We start from the raw sequence: 15,759 nt of genomic DNA, 5'->3' as shown, positions 1-15,759 counted from the left end.
TTTTCATATGATAAAATGCTTCGATACTGAATAAACCGACCTGAAGGTCATTATAGGAGTAAAATTTTAAGCTTCAGTAACCGCTTTACTTGATTTAATCCTTAAGTTTTTGAATTGATATTCCGAGATGATGTGTTTCTTTTCACTGATCTGAGTAAACTCGAATTGTTGTTCTTCCTGTAGCGCAAGATAAGCTTCTTTAGCTTTAAGGTAAGCACAACGGTACAATTCTCCACCATTCTGGAGTTTACCACTTTTCTCATGTTGGTAGGCAGCTTTGTATTCGCTGAGTTTGTCCTGGAACATCCGTTCTACTCTTCCTAATGTTCCTGTTTTTGCGCTGAACAGCAACTCCCAGTCGTCATAACCACCATCTCTGGCAGTGCTCAGGTTTAAGGTTAAGGTTTTACTTTTTCCTTCATTGGAAGACCCGATTTTTATCAAAGCACCTCTTCTTGATCCGGAGATGTAGATATAGCCTGGTTTTAGCTCTCTTAGGGCAGCAGCAATTTTAGTCGTATCGCATTGTGGACAAAAGCCTCCGATAGTTTTTAAGGTGTGCGTATCATTTTCGCTGCATGCAGCAGTGTTACAGGCGATCACCTTGTCCGCCTCAGTCATACTTTTCTGCAGATTTTCTGTGATGTCCTCTCCCTCGGCATCGAACAATAGTTCTGATGAGATCTTGTGCTTCTTTAGAAAGGTTTCCTGTTCCTTTGTTAATAGGTGCTTAATTGTCATTTCCAAAATTAGTCATATTAATTGGCTTTAAATTGATTTAGCTGAATCGGGTTTTATTTGAACAATTAATTGTGTTTTTGTATTTTGATTCTTCTCCTGTAATACCTGCCGTAATTTTAGCTTAAGCATCTTGCGCTTAACGTAATGCCTCCGGAAATCATGATTTTTTTGTCTGGCATTGCAATGAAATTTTTATTTAATGGTGACCACAATTTTGGAGGGACTTAAAAATAACGGGGCAGAATTGTTACAAAATAATTTGACCTGGTATTGTTTATGTAAAATAATGTACCAATATTTGAGAATAAAGCAAAAAACAAATCAATACATATGGCTATTAACTTACAAAAAGGGCAGAGGGAAAATTTAAATGCCCCAAAATTTACTGTTGGACTTGGATGGGATACGAATAGTTCAAACGGACATGATTTCGATTTGGATGCCTCGGTTTTTATGCTTGGAGAAGATAAACGACTGGTTTCAGACGCGAACTTTATCTTTTACAACAATTTAAGCTCTCCTGACGGATCGGTTGAACATACCGGTGATAACCTTACAGGTGCAGGTGATGGCGACGATGAAAGCATTAAAGTTGACCTGACTAAGGTAGATGCTAAAGTTGCAGAGCTATGCATCGTAGTAACGATACATGAAGCAGCAGCCCGTAAACAAAACTTTGGACAGGTAAAGAATTCATTTGTTCGCATCATTGATCAAAATGGTGTGGAAATTATGAAATATGAGCTGGAAGAAGATTTTTCTATTGAAACAGCAGTAGAGTTCGGCAGAATTTACCGTAGAAACGACGAGTGGAAATTTGAAGCCGTAGGTGTAGGGATGAACGGTGGGTTACAGGATTACCTGAATAAATACCAGTAACAATAAAATGCCAGTTGCCAATACTGGAAGAGAGAAAGGCTGTCCATTTTTTTATGGACAGCCTTTTTTTGTTAAATCTTTAATCCGCCAAACATACTGAATAAGATGATCGATAACACGATAAGGGTAATCAGTACATAAAGTTTATCCTTCTCCAGTATAAAGGCAAGCAGGGAGAAAACAATCCTAAGGATAGGGGTGGCGATCAGAATGACTACACCCAGTTGTATGATCTCTGTGGCGCTGCCCTGGCCAAGCCCTTTTAGAATTCCGTTCAAACTGGTATAACCCGCCGGCTCTCCGTTGAATGTTGTATAATGTGGGATCGCAGATCCATGCTGGAATAAATACCAGATCCCACCAATAATTGCGACTGCTCCGGAAATCAGTACTCCATATCTGAGAACCTGACCAATAAGTTGCTGTATGTCCCGGTCGGTAACTTTTTTAATCTTCTCCATTTTCTTAAAATTTATGCTGAATGCCGTTGTAAATCATGTTGATTGCAATTAAGGTAATGGCTGCGCAAAAGATAATTTTAAGCCATTTAACATTGATTTTCATCAGTAGTTTAGCACCTGTGAAGGCTCCGGCAAGTACGCCTATGATTACCGGAAAAGCAATACCCGGATCAATGTAACCTCTTTGCAGGTACACAACAGCGCTTGCAGCAGCGGTAACACCAACCATAAAATTACTGGTAGTGGTACTGACACGAAAGGGAACACGCATGGCACTGTCCATTGCAAGTACCTTTAATGCACCTGAGCCAATTCCCAGTAAACCGGAAAGCACGCCTGCGATGGTCATGATCGAGAAGCCTCCGCCAATATTCTTTAATTTATAGTCAACAATGCCTTCGCGTGTCGGGTAACTGCTGTTTAATTTCAAGGCGTAAGAAAGCTTGCTGCCTTCAGTTAAAGCCGTTTCATGTTTTTTTCTGAGGGTCATTGCTGCAGAAAAAATGAGCATGACACCAAACAGGATGGCTACAATATTTACAGGAGTGTAAATGGCCAGAATTGCGCCGATCACTGCACCTGTAGTGGTGGCAATCTCCAGGAACATGCCAAGTCTGACATTGGTGATGCCTTCCTTTACATAGGCACTGGCAGAACCGGAAGAGGTAGCAATGGAAGCGACCAATGCGGCTCCAATGGCATAACGGATGTCTACATGAAAACCAAGTGTCAGTAAAGGGATAATTACTACGCCGCCACCCAGGCCGGTCAATGAGCCCGCAAGGCCCGCAAGATAAGCCCCCAGCAAGAGAATGAGGGTAAAGAATAGAATATTCATGATGTTAATAATTATTGTCCAAAATGGTTAAGATGAGCTGTTCGGCAAGTTTAGGGTTCTTCAGCGCGATTGCTTGTGCCAGGGATTCATGTGAATATTGGCTTTGTGCAAAATGACCGATATCTTCGGCATCTCTTAAGGTAAAGAAGTTCCTCATCACAGATGTGAAATTTTCATAGAGATCGGAAAGTACCTGATTTCCTGATGATTTGGCAATGCTGATGTGGAAGGCAATATCTGCCTCTGCACATTTTTTCTGCTGATTGTTTTCAATGGCCTTCTTTCGGTGTTGCAGATGTTCCTGCATCAGCCGTACGTCCTCATCACTGCGATGTTGACAAGCTAAGCGGACAATTTCCTTCTCCAGTAACAAACGAACACTGTTGATCTCCTCAAAATCCGCCCGTTTTAAACGCTGTAAAAGTGTTTCGTCCTTGATCTTTGAAGTTACAAAAGTACCGGAGCCCTGTTGTACTTTTAAAATTCCGGAAATAGCAAGTGTTTTAATAGCTTCCCTGATCGTGGAGCGCCCTACCTCATAAAGCTCCATGAGCTCTGGTTCAGCAGGAATCTTTTCGCCCTTTTTTAACTTGCCGGAAGCAATGTCCTTTTTGATTCCAATAATGACTTTATCGGAAAGTTTTATAGTTGTTTTCATATTTAAACATCAGATGTTTCAAAGGTAGCTTCTGAAGCTTAAACATCTGATGTTTGTGTTGATATTGTGACGTTTTATTTACCGTTTTCAATTTCGGCAATGGAAAGACTGGTTGCTTTTGCAATGTCTTTGACCGGTAAACCCATTTTTTTGAGTTTCCTGGCAATTTGTACTGCTTTACTGTGTTCTCCTTTCTCCCGTCCTTTCTTCTCACCTTTCTTATAATAGGGATCTCTTTCTTCCTTGAAAAATGTTGATATTGATTCCATAACTTCGTCAAATTGTGTTTCTAAATCTCTTAATTGTAATAATACCCTTACCTGGTTAAAATATTTCTGTTCTGCCAGATCATCGCTGTCAGTGGATTGTATCTCCTTTAATATGTTTTTTATAGCCGTTAAAGGAGGATCATCTTTAAAATCCGCCAAAACAGCAAGCATTTTTTCTTCCGGTTTCTCCGCTTTCAGAAATAATTTGTAATCAAAAGAGGAGAGGGACAACAGGTGGTACCTGAAACTATGGTCTTCAGTTGTGATGCGCTGTGCCATAGCTGGTGTACCTTTACCCATGAAAATCACAAATTGCTTCACGAGGATCCGGTATTTACGCTGCAACATGATGCTGTATTCAGCCATTCGATACACCATATCTTTATCGTCTCTTACCTGATACTCCATATGCAGGACATACTTTTTTCCTAGATGATCGGTCACTTCTTTGATCAGATCGGGTTTGCGTTCTTTAGTATGTTGTATTTCAGCCTGAATTTCTTTGATGCTTACGACCTGAATTTCCAGCAGATGCCTGATGAGGCCAGGGAGTGCCACATCCATGTTCTCCTTGAAAATCTTGTCATATTGATTGGCCTGTCTGGCGATGTAATCCATGTTTATTTATATTACCTAAGCATCAGCTTGTCTAATATAAATAGTTTAATTTATTATATAGGTAATTAATGTAATTTATAATTAATAATATGTGCTGTTTGGTTTCTGATGTCCTGACTAAAATGGATGTTGCAGCTCCTCTTCTTTGACGATACGCTTGCGTTTGATCATCTTCCCTCTGATCATTTTATGATGCGTTTCTTCAATCTGGTCCCCATCAAGATATCTGATTTCGTAATATTCCACCATATTAAGCTTCTTGTTGATCCATTTGTACTTTTCCGCGCCATAATTTCCTGCACCATTGCGCCATGCCGCCGAAATGGTTTTACTTTTTTGATCAATATTTGGTTGTGATAGATCGGAAAGCTGAGCATGATAATCAAATTGCATTGTTTTAGGATTATAGAGATAATAGTTATTCCCGTAATTAGGTCCCGCACCTCCGGAATGAGAATAGATTTGCAGATCAGGATAACCATCAAAATTGGCATCTGCAGTAGGAATGAGCTGAACAGTATCACTGACCAGCCCCGGCTCTTTAATAACCTGTACCAGCCGTTTTCCCTGGTATATCTTTATTCCTAAAATAACCCCCAGACCCTCCGGAAAAGTTTGGTCTTCCGGAAATAAACTATATTTTATCCGAAAATTCAGGCCATTTATAATTTGAGGTTTTGTCTTTCCAACCGATAAATCATCTATGTAAATCCTTCCTGCAGTAACCTGACCATCTACCGAAATGTGTTCTCCCCAATACCACTCATCCGTCTCTTTGGTTAAGGCAATAAAGTCGCCGGCAGGGAACATTTTGAATTGACTGCTGCCCAAAGGGCCAGTGTAAAATTTAACCTGAACCGGAAGATGTAAAAAGGATTGATAGTTCTTTTGTGCTTTGAGTTTAAATGAAGTAAATGCCTGCTCATAGCTCAGGTATCTGTTGGCTGTGGTATAGCCGGAATCTCCCAGCGGATTACTATGATAAGTATTGGAGTCAACCTTTACAGAATCGGTGATCAACTCAAATTTCTTTGATTTAAGGATAAACAGATCTTTACCTGAATAAAAATTACTGTCACTCAACCTATACCGGTAATCCCTGTCTGAGGAGTAATGATCAAATGCCTGGTTCCATATAAAACCATCATTGAAGTACGGCCGGACAGGATTCCAGTAATTTCTTTGTTTTCCTATATATAACTCCATTCCAACAAATTTTCTGGCCAGTGAATCGCTATAGCTGATATGAAAATTATCCGGACGGTATTTGTTTAGCCAAACCATCTGAACACTGTAATATTCCTTATTGTCAGGATCTTCTTTGTTGATCACAACCACATATTCAACCCCGTTAGCGGTATCCAAAAGCTGCTTATACCTGTAGTTATAATAGGTTTTGATATTGAAACCTTTGTTGGTATTTTGGGCATTATAGGGACGGAAATAGGTATTCAGAAAGCTGGCGTCTGTTTGGTAGTCAACCTTATAAATCCCGGTTTTTACCTGTGCTTTTAATCCGGCATTGATAAGGATAAGAAATAAGAATAACGGGATAATTTTGAGAAAGAAAACCTGGGGATTGCATTTAGGGATCAACATAGCAAATAAAAACAATATAGAGATTGAAACAAAAGAAAACAAAGATGATAATAGTTCTTTGTATTAAAGAAAACTGTCTGTTAAAAGCCTTTTCGATTATTGGTTTTTATTTTGTTAAAAAAGATTGCTTTTGTGAAATAATATCTCAACATTTGAGAATAAAACACGATAATCATTAATTTATGGCGATTAACCTGCAAAAAGGAGGCGATAAGCACTCCATCGATCTTCAGAAGAGTTCCGGATCACTATCTATTCATGCTAATTTAAACTGGTTGCAGGAAGCACCGGAAAAAGGTTTCTTCGCCATGTTTAAAAAAAATACACAGGCAGATCTTGATCTGGGCTGTATGTATGAAATGTTGGATGGCAGCATAGGCGTAATTCAACCATTGGGAAACAGTTTCGGTTCAAAATCACAAAGTCCTTTCATTTATCTGGATAAGGACGATAGAAGCGGAGCGGCGAATGATGGCGAAAACATGTTTGTGTTTAAGCCCGAACTGGTCAAAAGGATCATGTTCTTTGCCATGATTTATGAAGGAGCAACAGACTTTATTTCTGTAAAGTCAAGTATGTTTTTTAAAATCAGTAACGGAGAAGAAGTTACACTTACACTCGATAATGCAGGTACCAACAAAATGTTTTGTTCGGCAGCATTGATTACCAATAACAATGGGAAACTGGAGATTCAGAAAGAAACCCGGTATTTTGACGGGCATGAAGAGGCCGATAAATTTTATGGCTTTGGATTCAGGTGGCAAGCCGGATCAAAAGACTAATGACCTTATATTTCCGGGGAGACCATTCAGCTCCCCGGAATGATTAATCTTTTTTTTCTCCTTTTTTAGGTGCGATGCCCCTATCCACATTTAAAGTATAAGCGGATTCTGAAGCATCAAATGCCTGCTTCAATATTTCTGTGTCCGGTTGCTCATTTCCTTCGGGCTGGTCAAATTTTTCATCAAAACCATTGGAATGAATATCTTTTTGGCTTTGCTGATCCTCTGCTTCAGTGTTCAAAGCGTCATCTAAAGGGACATTGTCTTCTGGATTTATTGGAGTGCTCATTGTCTGTTATTTAAGTATATAGGGATAACAGTTCATCGCCTTGCTTGTTTCAGAAATAAATACGATTCTTAAATGGTCTTTCAGAAGGTTGCCTTTGTCAGGACTCAGGCCAGTGGAATACCAGTAAAAAACCATCAGGATCTCTTACATGTAATGCCTTGAAGCCATAAGAGGTGCTGGATGGTGCCTGTAAATCGACTCCGTTTGAAGACAGGTAGGTATACACCTGTTCCAGATCCTGACATCCGAAATAAATGGACATATCGTGACGGTCCAGCCATGCATTCGCCGTAATGGGTTTCGGACAGCTTTTTTCTCCTCTGGGCTCCAGCATAAGTTCAACTCCGTTTAAGCGAAGTAAAGCCCAGTAAAAATCATCTTCACGTTCAGGTTGCTGGTCTGAAGTTTGTACCAGATCGAAACCCAGCAGGTCGCGGTAAAAGCGAACAGATGCCGGCATATTAAAAACAGACAATAAAGGAGCCGATCCCTGAATGTTAATCGGCTTTGCTGAGGTGTTTGTAGTTGACATAGTAATCTCCTTGTATCTTAATCATCTTGGTGAGCATAAGTTAGTTGAATATTTATAAATTACGAAACGCGAATGAGAATTTCAATAATACCTGTCTGTGACATTGCTATAGTACATTATGTCTACTTTAGGGCCAAACAGGGATAAGATAAAAGGAAAAGGATGATAGCTTCATAAGTTGTAAACTGAGCTTCATAAGTTATAAACCGAATTTACGAGTTCTTGAGAACCTTTAATAATCAATAAGAAATACGAAAAAAACAATTGTGCACTCATGAAAATTAAAGAATTACATCTGCTGACAAATAACCTGAGGGAAACTGCTCAATTTTATACACAGCTACTTGGCGCAACGATAACCAAAGAAAAAGAAGAAGAATTGTCTCTTTTAATAGGGGAAACCCTGATTTCTTTTCACACTTCATCAGAAGAAAACCCGGTTTATCACCTTGCTTTTGACATTCCCAAAAATAAATTGGAGGAAGCCTGGCATTGGTTAAAACAAAGAACAACGATTTTACCGGTCAGCGCAGAGACTGAATTTTCTGATTTTGAGTTGTGGAATGCCAAATCTTTTTATTTCTATGATAACAATGGGAATCTGCTGGAACTGATTTGTCGCCATGATCTTGACAATAGTTCTGATCAGCCCTTTGACGGAACCTCTGTTCTGTATGTGAGTGAAATCGGGTTGGTTTCTGAAGATGTGCCTTTTTTAGCGGAAACACTGATGAACAATTATGGTTTAGAAGTTTATGCTAAACAGCCTGCACAAGATAATTTTACGGCTTTGGGGGATGAAAATGGTTTGTTGATCATTGTAAATGCAGATAGAAACTGGTTCCCCACAGAAAAGAAAGCAAAATCATTCCGTACCCGGATCATCTTCAATACCGGAACAGGGGAAGATCAGGAAATCAGCATCTCCTAATGTTCAGTTAAACCCTGATCCAGCGGAATGGCTACATAAAAGGTAGTGCCAATACCTACCTGGCTTTCAAACCATATTTTCCCACCTTGTGCATGTGTATATTCTTTGCATAAGAAGAGCCCTAGCCCAATGCCTTTTTCATTGGCGGTACCATAAGTGGACTGGGCTTTTAAAGAAAATAGCTCAGCCTTGCTTTCATTGGGGATGCCATTCCCATTGTCCTGAACAGTAATCAGGCATTGCCCATCCGATTTGCTGGCGCTAAGTTGAATGAACCCCGCTTCAGGTGTAAACTTAATTGCATTTCCAATAATGTTCCGCACAATCAGCTGAAGCATATGGACATCAGACATTAAGGCCAATGAAGGGTCAATCTGATGGGTAAACCGGATTCTTTTCTCTTTGGAAGCCTCTTTCTGGAGATTAATCACCGGTGTTAATGCCTCGTGTAAATTATTCAGTTCCAGATTTACTTTGCCTTCGTTCAGCTGTGCCTTCGACCAGGAAAGCATGTTGTCCAGCATTTCCTGAGTGCCACTTACGGCATTGGTCAGCTTCCTTTCCATCATTTCTTTTTCTTCCTCACTGAGGATGTCCATTCTGAACAATTCCATATAACTTTGAATGGAGGCCAGAGGAGAACGTAAATCGTGTGATATGATAGAGAAGAATTTTGTTTTCTCATGGTTCATCCGCTCCAGCATCAGTGCTTTTGCTTCCGCCGACCTTTTTTCCTTATAATATGCGGTTTTCAGATAATATAAGCCTATAAATATGACAATGATGTTAATGATATAAGTAGAGGCCATATCAATGAACATGGCGGCATCATCTGTATAAGTACTTTGGATGTATTTCGGGTTTTTGTATTCGAAAAGAAGTAGTCCCAGACCTGTACCTAAAGAAAGGAATGTCCATAACCAATATTGTTTCCTTGGAGAAATGATCATGATCAGGAAAAAGGCAAGGGTAAAAGAGAGTAAAGAAGGGCCTCTGACTCCGGAATTAAAAAAATAATTGCTGCCCAACATCAGCAATACCATTACAGAAGAAATGATAATGCTATATTTAAGTTGCTTTCTGTATCGGGCCAGGTAATAAGTGACACAAAAAGTGATGAACAACACTCCAAATAATGCTGTTGCTACTTCTAATCCGGTATAGTAGCTAAATGGAACATTGTATCCTACAATGACAATAGCGACCACACATATGGAATTGAAAACCTGGTTTTCCAGCTTGAATTGCCCCGGAGGGCCAATAAGAAAATAAATTGTTCTTTTTAAATGGTTTACGAGAAGTGTAGTGCTGTTTGGTAGGAGCATAGCGCAAAAATAAGTAAAGTAATTGCAATTCAAATAAATGGTATGAGTCTTGTACAAAGGTTAATTATAAGATATGGAAGAAAGAACCGTCCCTACACCTGAACTTTTAAGCGCCTACGAAACTGTACCCGGAATGTACCTGGTACTCTCAGATGAGTTGATCATCCTGACTGCCAGTGATGCTTATTTGAAAGCAAGGGGGGTGAACAGGGATGACATCAGGGGGCAATTCCTGTTTGATGTCTTTCCTCCTGATCCTTCAATTCCTTATGCACTTGGTTTTGCAGGTGCCCTTCAGGAAGTCCTCAGCACAGGGAAAGCACACCAGATGCCTTTACTGCGACAAGAATTGCCAGATCCGGGAAACAAGACCCATATCCGTCCACGCTATTGGGACATCTCACATACTCCTTTTCTTGATGAGGAAGGGGAGGTACAATATATTGTCCAGCATAGCTTTGATGTGACTGATCTGGTGCAGGCGAAGAAAGGAGTGGAATTACGCGAAAAAGAACTCTGGGCCAGTGAAAAACACCTCGGTTTTCTTTTAAACGCGATGCCACAACAGGTATGGACAGCTACTGCCGAAGGTGTAATCAATTACGTAAACCAGATCTGCTGTTTCGATTTTGGTAAAAATCCTGAAGAACTTAAAGCACTTGGATGGGAAAGCTTTGTTCACCCGGAAGATCTCCCGGGTTGTTTAAAAGCCTGGAAAACGGCCCTTGAAGCACAGATGGAATATATGGTGGAGTTTCGCCTGCTGATGTGGGATGGGCAATACAGGTGGTTTCTGGGCAAAGCCATTCCAATAATGGAAAACGGAAAACTAAGGTTGTGGATGGGGACCAATACCAATATCGACCTCCAGAAGACCAATGAACAGAAAAAAGATGAATTTCTTTCTATAGCCAGTCATGAACTGAAAACACCGCTAACCACAATGAAAGCCTTTAATCAACTTATGAAACGGACCACTGATCCGGATAAGTTACAAGGCTTTATAGAAAAATCTGCCATTAATATCTCTCGTCTGGAAAAACTGATCAATGATCTGTTGGATGTGACCAGGATTAATGCTGGTAAGATGAGCTATACGATGAAAGAGTTTGATTTCGGACAGATGTTACAGGAAAGTGTAGAAAGTGTCCAGTATATCTCTCCCAATCATAAATTGATCCTGAATGAAAAAGAAAAAGTGCTATATATCGGCGATCGCTTTAGAATAGAACAGGTGTTGAATAACTTCCTGACCAATGCAGTTAAATATTCTCCCGGAGGAGGGAAGGTGCTGATAAAATCTGAAGTTAAATTGAACAACATTATTGTTTCTGTACAGGATTTTGGAATCGGAATTGCCAGTAATGATCTCCAAAGGTTATTTGAGCGTTATTACCGGGTAGACAATTCGGCATTGAGGTTTGAAGGACTTGGACTTGGGCTCTTTATCTCTTCGGAGATATTAAAAGGTCATCAGGGAAGCTTTTGGCTGGAAAGTAAACCCGGAGAAGGCTCTACCTTTTATTTCAGACTTCCACTTTCGGCCAGTAGTACCATAAATCCGATCGCTGAAAAACACCTCTTTTACAAAGACGACAGCATCACGATCTCTTATAATGAGGAACATCATCGCCTGGATGTCGACTGGACAGGTTTTCAAAGCTTTGACTCTGTACAGCGCGGAGGGATGCTTCTGCTGAAAATGCTGAAAGAAAATCAATGCAACAAGATTCTGAACGATAACAGGAATGTATTGGGTACCTGGTCTGAAGCTTCAGAATGGGCAGGGGAAGTCTGGTTCCCCATGATAGAAAAAGCAGGCCTGAAATATTTTGCCTGGATCTATTCCCCAAGTGTATTCAGTCAGCTGTCGGCCAAAAAAAGTGTAGACATTGCCATCGGAAATGTCGTTACACAGTTTTTTACAGACATTAGTATTGCGGAAGACTGGCTGAACAATAAGTAATTTATTCTCCCGCCAGGGAAGGACGTTCCACAGCAACATGCCTTTTAGTATAGGAGGCCAGCCAGGCCAATGCAGCAATCGCATAGATACAGAGCACAATGATAGACGAATTGCTGACCGAATTTCCCGGTCCCTTCGCGATGATAAATAAGGACAGAATAGATAAGCCGATTCCACCGCCCAGAAAGTAAGAAGTGGTTGCCAGACTGGAGGCCAGTCCATAATGCTGAGGTGGAATTCCCTGTACAGAAATGACCGACAAGCTGGTATAACAAATCGTCATTCCCAGTCCCGAAACGCAGGCCGCAGAACAAAGCAATAAAATCAGGTTATGGTTCATCAATACAGAACCCAAAAGAAAGCCGGCACCACCAACCATCAATGTCATTCCAAAAACGCCCGTTTGCCAGACATTTAATCTTTTCATTAAGGGAGGCAGGACAAATTTGGCGAAGAGTGCAGATAAAAGACTAAAAGGAACAAGGGTAACCCCTGCCTTGGCAGCCGTAAAGTGCATGTCTTTCTGTAATAATAAAGACAAAATGAACATGTATCCTGTAAAATAAGCACCCAGAAGCAGGAAAACCCCGATGCCGGTAACCGTAGCTTTGGAACGGAAAAGAGAAGTGTCTATTAAGGGTTCCTTTTGTACTTTTAACCGGTGTTGAATGATCTTTGTCCCTCCAATTATGGCGATGGCTAAAGCAATCAATAATACATAATGTTCCCTGATTCCGCCAAGCTCATGAACACCATAGCTCAACATGAGTAAAACAAGGACCAGCAGGAAACCGGAAATAAGATCTGGTTTTGACTTCGATTCCTTGGCAGGATCAGCAGATAAGTAATACCAGGCAAGGATAATGATAGCGGTTAAAACAGGGACGTTGATGAAAAATACCCATTGCCAGCCCCAATAGGTGGTGATAATTCCACCAAGGGCCAACCCACTTCCTGAACCAATTGCGGCAAAAGAACTGAATATCCCTATGGCCTTAGCGCGTTCGCGGGGTTCCGTAAAGGTATGGGTGACAATGGAAAATGCCGATGGCATGATTAAAGCTGCACCAATACCCTGAGCAGCACGGAAAAAAGCAAGCATCTCAAAAGATGGGGAAAGTCCGGCACCTAAAGAGGTGAGCAGGAATAAAACTGATCCGGCGATAAAGATGTTCTTTTTTCCGATAAGATCAGAAAGCTTTCCTCCAATGATTAAAAAACCTCCATATAACAAGACATACAGCGTTTGCAACCATTGTACCTTATCACTGCTCAGGCCGTAATCTGACTGTATAGATGGAATGGCCAGGTTGACAATCGCAATGTCAAGGGCTTCTACAAATATACCAACAGAGGCGATGGCAAGGATCAGGTTCTTTCTTTGAATCATAAAGTATAATTTTCTTACAAAGGTAGGTGTATGGAAACAGAGTGAAAATAAGTTCTGATTATTTAGAACAAATGATCATTAATTTATATATTGGCAGAACAAACGTGTTTTTAACCACATATTATGGCAGCTCAAACAGAACAAGTCGGACAGCCTCCAATTGTATTAGATGATAAAGACTATGAAATCCTGAGGCTGCTGCAGGAAAACTCGAAATTAACCATTCGGGAAATTGCCTCAAAAGTTCACCTGAGTCCAACGCCAACTCATGAAAGGATCAAACGCCTGGAAAGAGAAGGGGTGATCAGGAAATATGTCGCCTTGCTGGACAACAGAAAAATCAACAAGGGAATTACAGTTATTGTTCAGATTTCACTGAAAGAACATAACAAAAGGGCTGCACAGGAATTCATCGACGCAGTATTGGAGTTTAAAGAAGTAACAGAGTGTTATAACATTTCCGGGGATTTCGATTTTATGCTTAAAATCGTAGTCGAAAGCATGGGCAGTTTCCACTATTTCTCTGTCAACAAGCTGAGCGAAATCTCTGGAATTGCACAGACAAAGAGCATTTTTGTGATGGATACCATTAAGGAAACGCCTTTGTTGCTCTAAGCAGAGATGTTTTCTGTCTGCATCAGGACCTGACCATAGGCATGGAGCTGATCGATCACAGGCAGGGCCTGCTTACCTTTTGTGGTCAGCTCATAATCTACTCTGGGTGGCTTCTCGCGGTAAATGGTTCTGCTTAGCATTCCTTTTTCTTCCAGCTCCCGCAACTGGGTCACCAGCATCTTATCAGAAATGTGCGTGATCCGCTCTTTTAGTTCCCGATATCTTAATGCATGTGTCCGGAGACATAAAATTATCGGCATCTTCCAGACACCTCCAATATGAGCAATGGCAAATTCAACGGGACTATAGTATACTTTGTTCTGATGGATGAAATCTTTCATGTTGTAAAATTAATCAATTGCCAGACAGTGTTTTAGTGCGATTTTCTTTATAGAGAAAAAAGTATGTAAAGGCAAAATAAAGAAAAAAACAGGCAGGTTTGCTTTCTGATAAACTTAAAATTATGAAAACAATCCATGCTAAAAGTTCGGTTAATGCTATTGCTATATTTATTCAGGAGCACATGGCCCAAAACTGGGAATTAACCTTAAAGAATCATCCCTTGAAATTATTAAAGGCCTATGAGGAAATGTCGGAAGCTGCCTATGGGGTTTATTTTCAACTCTTACTTGAGCCAGTTATCCTGGAGCTTCGGAAGCTCGGCTTCCGGATGCGTCCTAAACTGCCGGGAGATCTGAACATTTCCAGGGAATGGGGAGAGGAGCAGCACAGGGAACGCTGGATCTGGACCACCCTGAAATATCCCAATGGGACTGATTGTGGGACCATCGTAATAAAAATCTTCCATGACCATACCAGGTTCAGAATCCCGGAAATGCCATTGGTAATTGCTTTAAAGGTGACCTCCAAACAAGAAATCATCGCCGGGTTATCTGCTATATCTCCCGACTTTGCCCAGGCAAAAGATACCAAAACAGAGTATGCCGGATATTTAGAAAGTTTAAAATAGAGAACGTTTGAAATAAAGCTTTTTTTAGTTCAAGTCCCCGAAGCAACAACTCCGGGGATCGGCTGATATTTCTGTTTAACGTTGAGTTGTACCCCCGGTGGATGTCATCGCAATTGTAACAAAAGGACAGTATATCAGTCTGATAACTAATCTAAAACCCCCGAACGATGAAATTGTCAATTACCTTTTTACTGCTTTTTGCAGTCTCAGCTTTAAGTGCTCAGGATAAGCTGATCCCATCGAAAAAAAACAACACCGAGAAATGGATTAAAAATGAGCAGTTTCAAATGAAATGGTACGCTTTGAAAGATACCTCGAAATTTGAAATCGGATCAATCACCAACAAAGTCTCCCTGGAAAAAGAGAAGGTGATGGTGATCACAACTGTAGAAATGAAACAAATGAAAGGAGCCTGGGCGGATACCACCGTTGCTCTCCGTAAAGACCTAAAACCGGTATATCATTCTTCTTTCAATCCACAGCGCGATATGGCACTTAGTTTTGATCAGACGGTAACCGGATTTTATCACGATAAAATTAAAAAAGTAAAAACCGACATCAACGAAGCTCCTGTACAAGCTTATTTTGACGGTAATTTATATCCTACGCTTCTTCGCTGGTTACCTTTAAAGGAAGGGTATAAACAAGAGATCTCCATTTTCGAATATAATCCTTCAGGAAAAAAAGGGGTGATTACTGCCTTCGTTAAGGATTCGAAGAAAGGAACTTATCAAAGCCTGAAGTCAGGATTAAGAAAGGTCTGGATCCTGAGTGTATCCGATGAAATCGGATCGGGAATGTTGAGTACTTATTATATTGATGAGCTGGACAGAAGACTCTGGAAACAGGAGCTCGATGCCGGAGGCAGAAAGATGCTGATGCAAAGGGTCGAGTAA

The 15,759-nt window shown here is 40.5% G+C and carries 18 protein-coding genes; 7 read left to right on the top strand and 11 right to left on the bottom strand.

Annotated elements, in window-relative coordinates:
• Nucleotides 1–66 precede the first annotated feature (66 nt).
• Complete coding sequence (locus BUC20_RS28015; protein ID WP_073236253.1) at nucleotides 67–741, bottom strand: hypothetical protein; 675 nt, start codon at nucleotides 739–741, stop codon at nucleotides 67–69.
• 330 nt (nucleotides 742–1,071) lie between these two features.
• Here BUC20_RS28015 and BUC20_RS28010 point away from each other — a divergent pair, with 330 nt between their 5' ends.
• The gene (locus BUC20_RS28010; RefSeq protein WP_073236250.1) at nucleotides 1,072–1,620 is read left to right on the top strand and encodes a TerD family protein; all 549 of its coding nucleotides are present in this window, start codon (nucleotides 1,072–1,074) and stop codon (nucleotides 1,618–1,620) included.
• 71 nt (nucleotides 1,621–1,691) lie between these two features.
• Here BUC20_RS28010 and BUC20_RS28005 read toward each other — a convergent pair whose 3' ends face one another.
• From BUC20_RS28005 to BUC20_RS27985, 5 genes are all read right to left on the bottom strand, one after another.
• Nucleotides 1,692–2,081 (bottom strand): DUF1634 domain-containing protein, encoded by a 390-nt coding sequence (locus tag BUC20_RS28005; protein ID WP_073236247.1) that lies wholly within the window; start codon nucleotides 2,079–2,081, stop codon nucleotides 1,692–1,694.
• 4 nt (nucleotides 2,082–2,085) lie between these two features.
• Nucleotides 2,086–2,919, bottom strand: coding sequence for a sulfite exporter TauE/SafE family protein (locus BUC20_RS28000; protein WP_073236245.1), 834 nt, complete (start codon nucleotides 2,917–2,919; stop codon nucleotides 2,086–2,088).
• 4 nt (nucleotides 2,920–2,923) lie between these two features.
• A complete protein-coding gene (locus BUC20_RS27995; protein ID WP_073236242.1) occupies nucleotides 2,924–3,577 on the bottom strand; it encodes a FadR/GntR family transcriptional regulator in 654 nt (217 codons plus the stop codon).
• A gap of 74 nt (nucleotides 3,578–3,651) precedes the next feature.
• Nucleotides 3,652–4,464, bottom strand: coding sequence for a hypothetical protein (locus tag BUC20_RS27990; protein ID WP_073236239.1), 813 nt, complete (start codon nucleotides 4,462–4,464; stop codon nucleotides 3,652–3,654).
• A gap of 117 nt (nucleotides 4,465–4,581) precedes the next feature.
• Nucleotides 4,582–6,063, bottom strand: coding sequence for an XAC2610-related protein (locus BUC20_RS27985; RefSeq protein ID WP_073236235.1), 1,482 nt, complete (start codon nucleotides 6,061–6,063; stop codon nucleotides 4,582–4,584).
• A gap of 182 nt (nucleotides 6,064–6,245) precedes the next feature.
• Between BUC20_RS27985 and BUC20_RS27980 the strand changes: the two genes are divergently transcribed.
• Nucleotides 6,246–6,845: a tellurium resistance protein TerA gene (locus BUC20_RS27980; protein WP_073236232.1), complete on the top strand. Its 600-nt coding sequence runs from the start codon at nucleotides 6,246–6,248 to the stop codon at nucleotides 6,843–6,845.
• A gap of 43 nt (nucleotides 6,846–6,888) precedes the next feature.
• On the opposite strand, the gene BUC20_RS27975 is transcribed toward BUC20_RS27980, so the two are convergent.
• Both BUC20_RS27975 and BUC20_RS27970 read right to left on the bottom strand, forming a co-directional pair.
• Nucleotides 6,889–7,134: a hypothetical protein gene (locus BUC20_RS27975; protein ID WP_073236229.1), complete on the bottom strand. Its 246-nt coding sequence runs from the start codon at nucleotides 7,132–7,134 to the stop codon at nucleotides 6,889–6,891.
• Between the two features lie 97 nt (nucleotides 7,135–7,231).
• Nucleotides 7,232–7,666, bottom strand: a complete 435-nt coding sequence (locus tag BUC20_RS27970; RefSeq protein ID WP_073236226.1) for a VOC family protein — start codon at nucleotides 7,664–7,666, stop codon at nucleotides 7,232–7,234.
• Between the two features lie 274 nt (nucleotides 7,667–7,940).
• Between BUC20_RS27970 and BUC20_RS27965 the strand changes: the two genes are divergently transcribed.
• The gene (locus tag BUC20_RS27965) at nucleotides 7,941–8,597 is read left to right on the top strand and encodes a VOC family protein (RefSeq protein ID WP_073236223.1); all 657 of its coding nucleotides are present in this window, start codon (nucleotides 7,941–7,943) and stop codon (nucleotides 8,595–8,597) included.
• On the opposite strand, the gene BUC20_RS27960 is transcribed toward BUC20_RS27965, so the two are convergent.
• Nucleotides 8,594–9,922 (bottom strand): sensor histidine kinase, encoded by a 1,329-nt coding sequence (locus BUC20_RS27960; RefSeq protein ID WP_073236220.1) that lies wholly within the window; start codon nucleotides 9,920–9,922, stop codon nucleotides 8,594–8,596. The two genes, BUC20_RS27965 and BUC20_RS27960, sit on opposite strands and share 4 nt — an antisense overlap.
• A gap of 73 nt (nucleotides 9,923–9,995) precedes the next feature.
• Here BUC20_RS27960 and BUC20_RS27955 point away from each other — a divergent pair, with 73 nt between their 5' ends.
• The gene (locus BUC20_RS27955; protein WP_073236217.1) at nucleotides 9,996–11,888 is read left to right on the top strand and encodes a PAS domain-containing sensor histidine kinase; all 1,893 of its coding nucleotides are present in this window, start codon (nucleotides 9,996–9,998) and stop codon (nucleotides 11,886–11,888) included.
• A 1-nt stretch (nucleotide 11,889) separates the two neighbouring features.
• Here BUC20_RS27955 and BUC20_RS27950 read toward each other — a convergent pair whose 3' ends face one another.
• Nucleotides 11,890–13,278: an MFS transporter gene (locus BUC20_RS27950; protein ID WP_073236214.1), complete on the bottom strand. Its 1,389-nt coding sequence runs from the start codon at nucleotides 13,276–13,278 to the stop codon at nucleotides 11,890–11,892.
• A gap of 123 nt (nucleotides 13,279–13,401) precedes the next feature.
• Here BUC20_RS27950 and BUC20_RS27945 point away from each other — a divergent pair, with 123 nt between their 5' ends.
• Nucleotides 13,402–13,893: an Lrp/AsnC family transcriptional regulator gene (locus BUC20_RS27945; RefSeq protein ID WP_073236211.1), complete on the top strand. Its 492-nt coding sequence runs from the start codon at nucleotides 13,402–13,404 to the stop codon at nucleotides 13,891–13,893.
• On the opposite strand, the gene BUC20_RS27940 is transcribed toward BUC20_RS27945, so the two are convergent.
• Nucleotides 13,890–14,234 (bottom strand): winged helix-turn-helix transcriptional regulator, encoded by a 345-nt coding sequence (locus BUC20_RS27940; RefSeq protein ID WP_073236209.1) that lies wholly within the window; start codon nucleotides 14,232–14,234, stop codon nucleotides 13,890–13,892. The two genes, BUC20_RS27945 and BUC20_RS27940, sit on opposite strands and share 4 nt — an antisense overlap.
• A 122-nt stretch (nucleotides 14,235–14,356) precedes the next feature.
• Here BUC20_RS27940 and BUC20_RS27935 point away from each other — a divergent pair, with 122 nt between their 5' ends.
• Nucleotides 14,357–14,863 (top strand): DUF6022 family protein, encoded by a 507-nt coding sequence (locus BUC20_RS27935; protein WP_073236207.1) that lies wholly within the window; start codon nucleotides 14,357–14,359, stop codon nucleotides 14,861–14,863.
• Between the two features lie 167 nt (nucleotides 14,864–15,030).
• On the top strand, nucleotides 15,031–15,759 hold the full coding sequence (locus BUC20_RS27930; RefSeq protein WP_073236204.1) for a DUF3108 domain-containing protein: 729 nt from the start codon (nucleotides 15,031–15,033) through the stop codon (nucleotides 15,757–15,759).

Origin of the sequence: Pedobacter caeni (assembly GCF_900129215.1) — a bacterium.
Classification (GTDB): Bacteria; Bacteroidota; Bacteroidia; order Sphingobacteriales; family Sphingobacteriaceae; genus Pedobacter; species Pedobacter caeni.
This window is presented reverse-complemented; position numbering and strand designations above follow the sequence as displayed.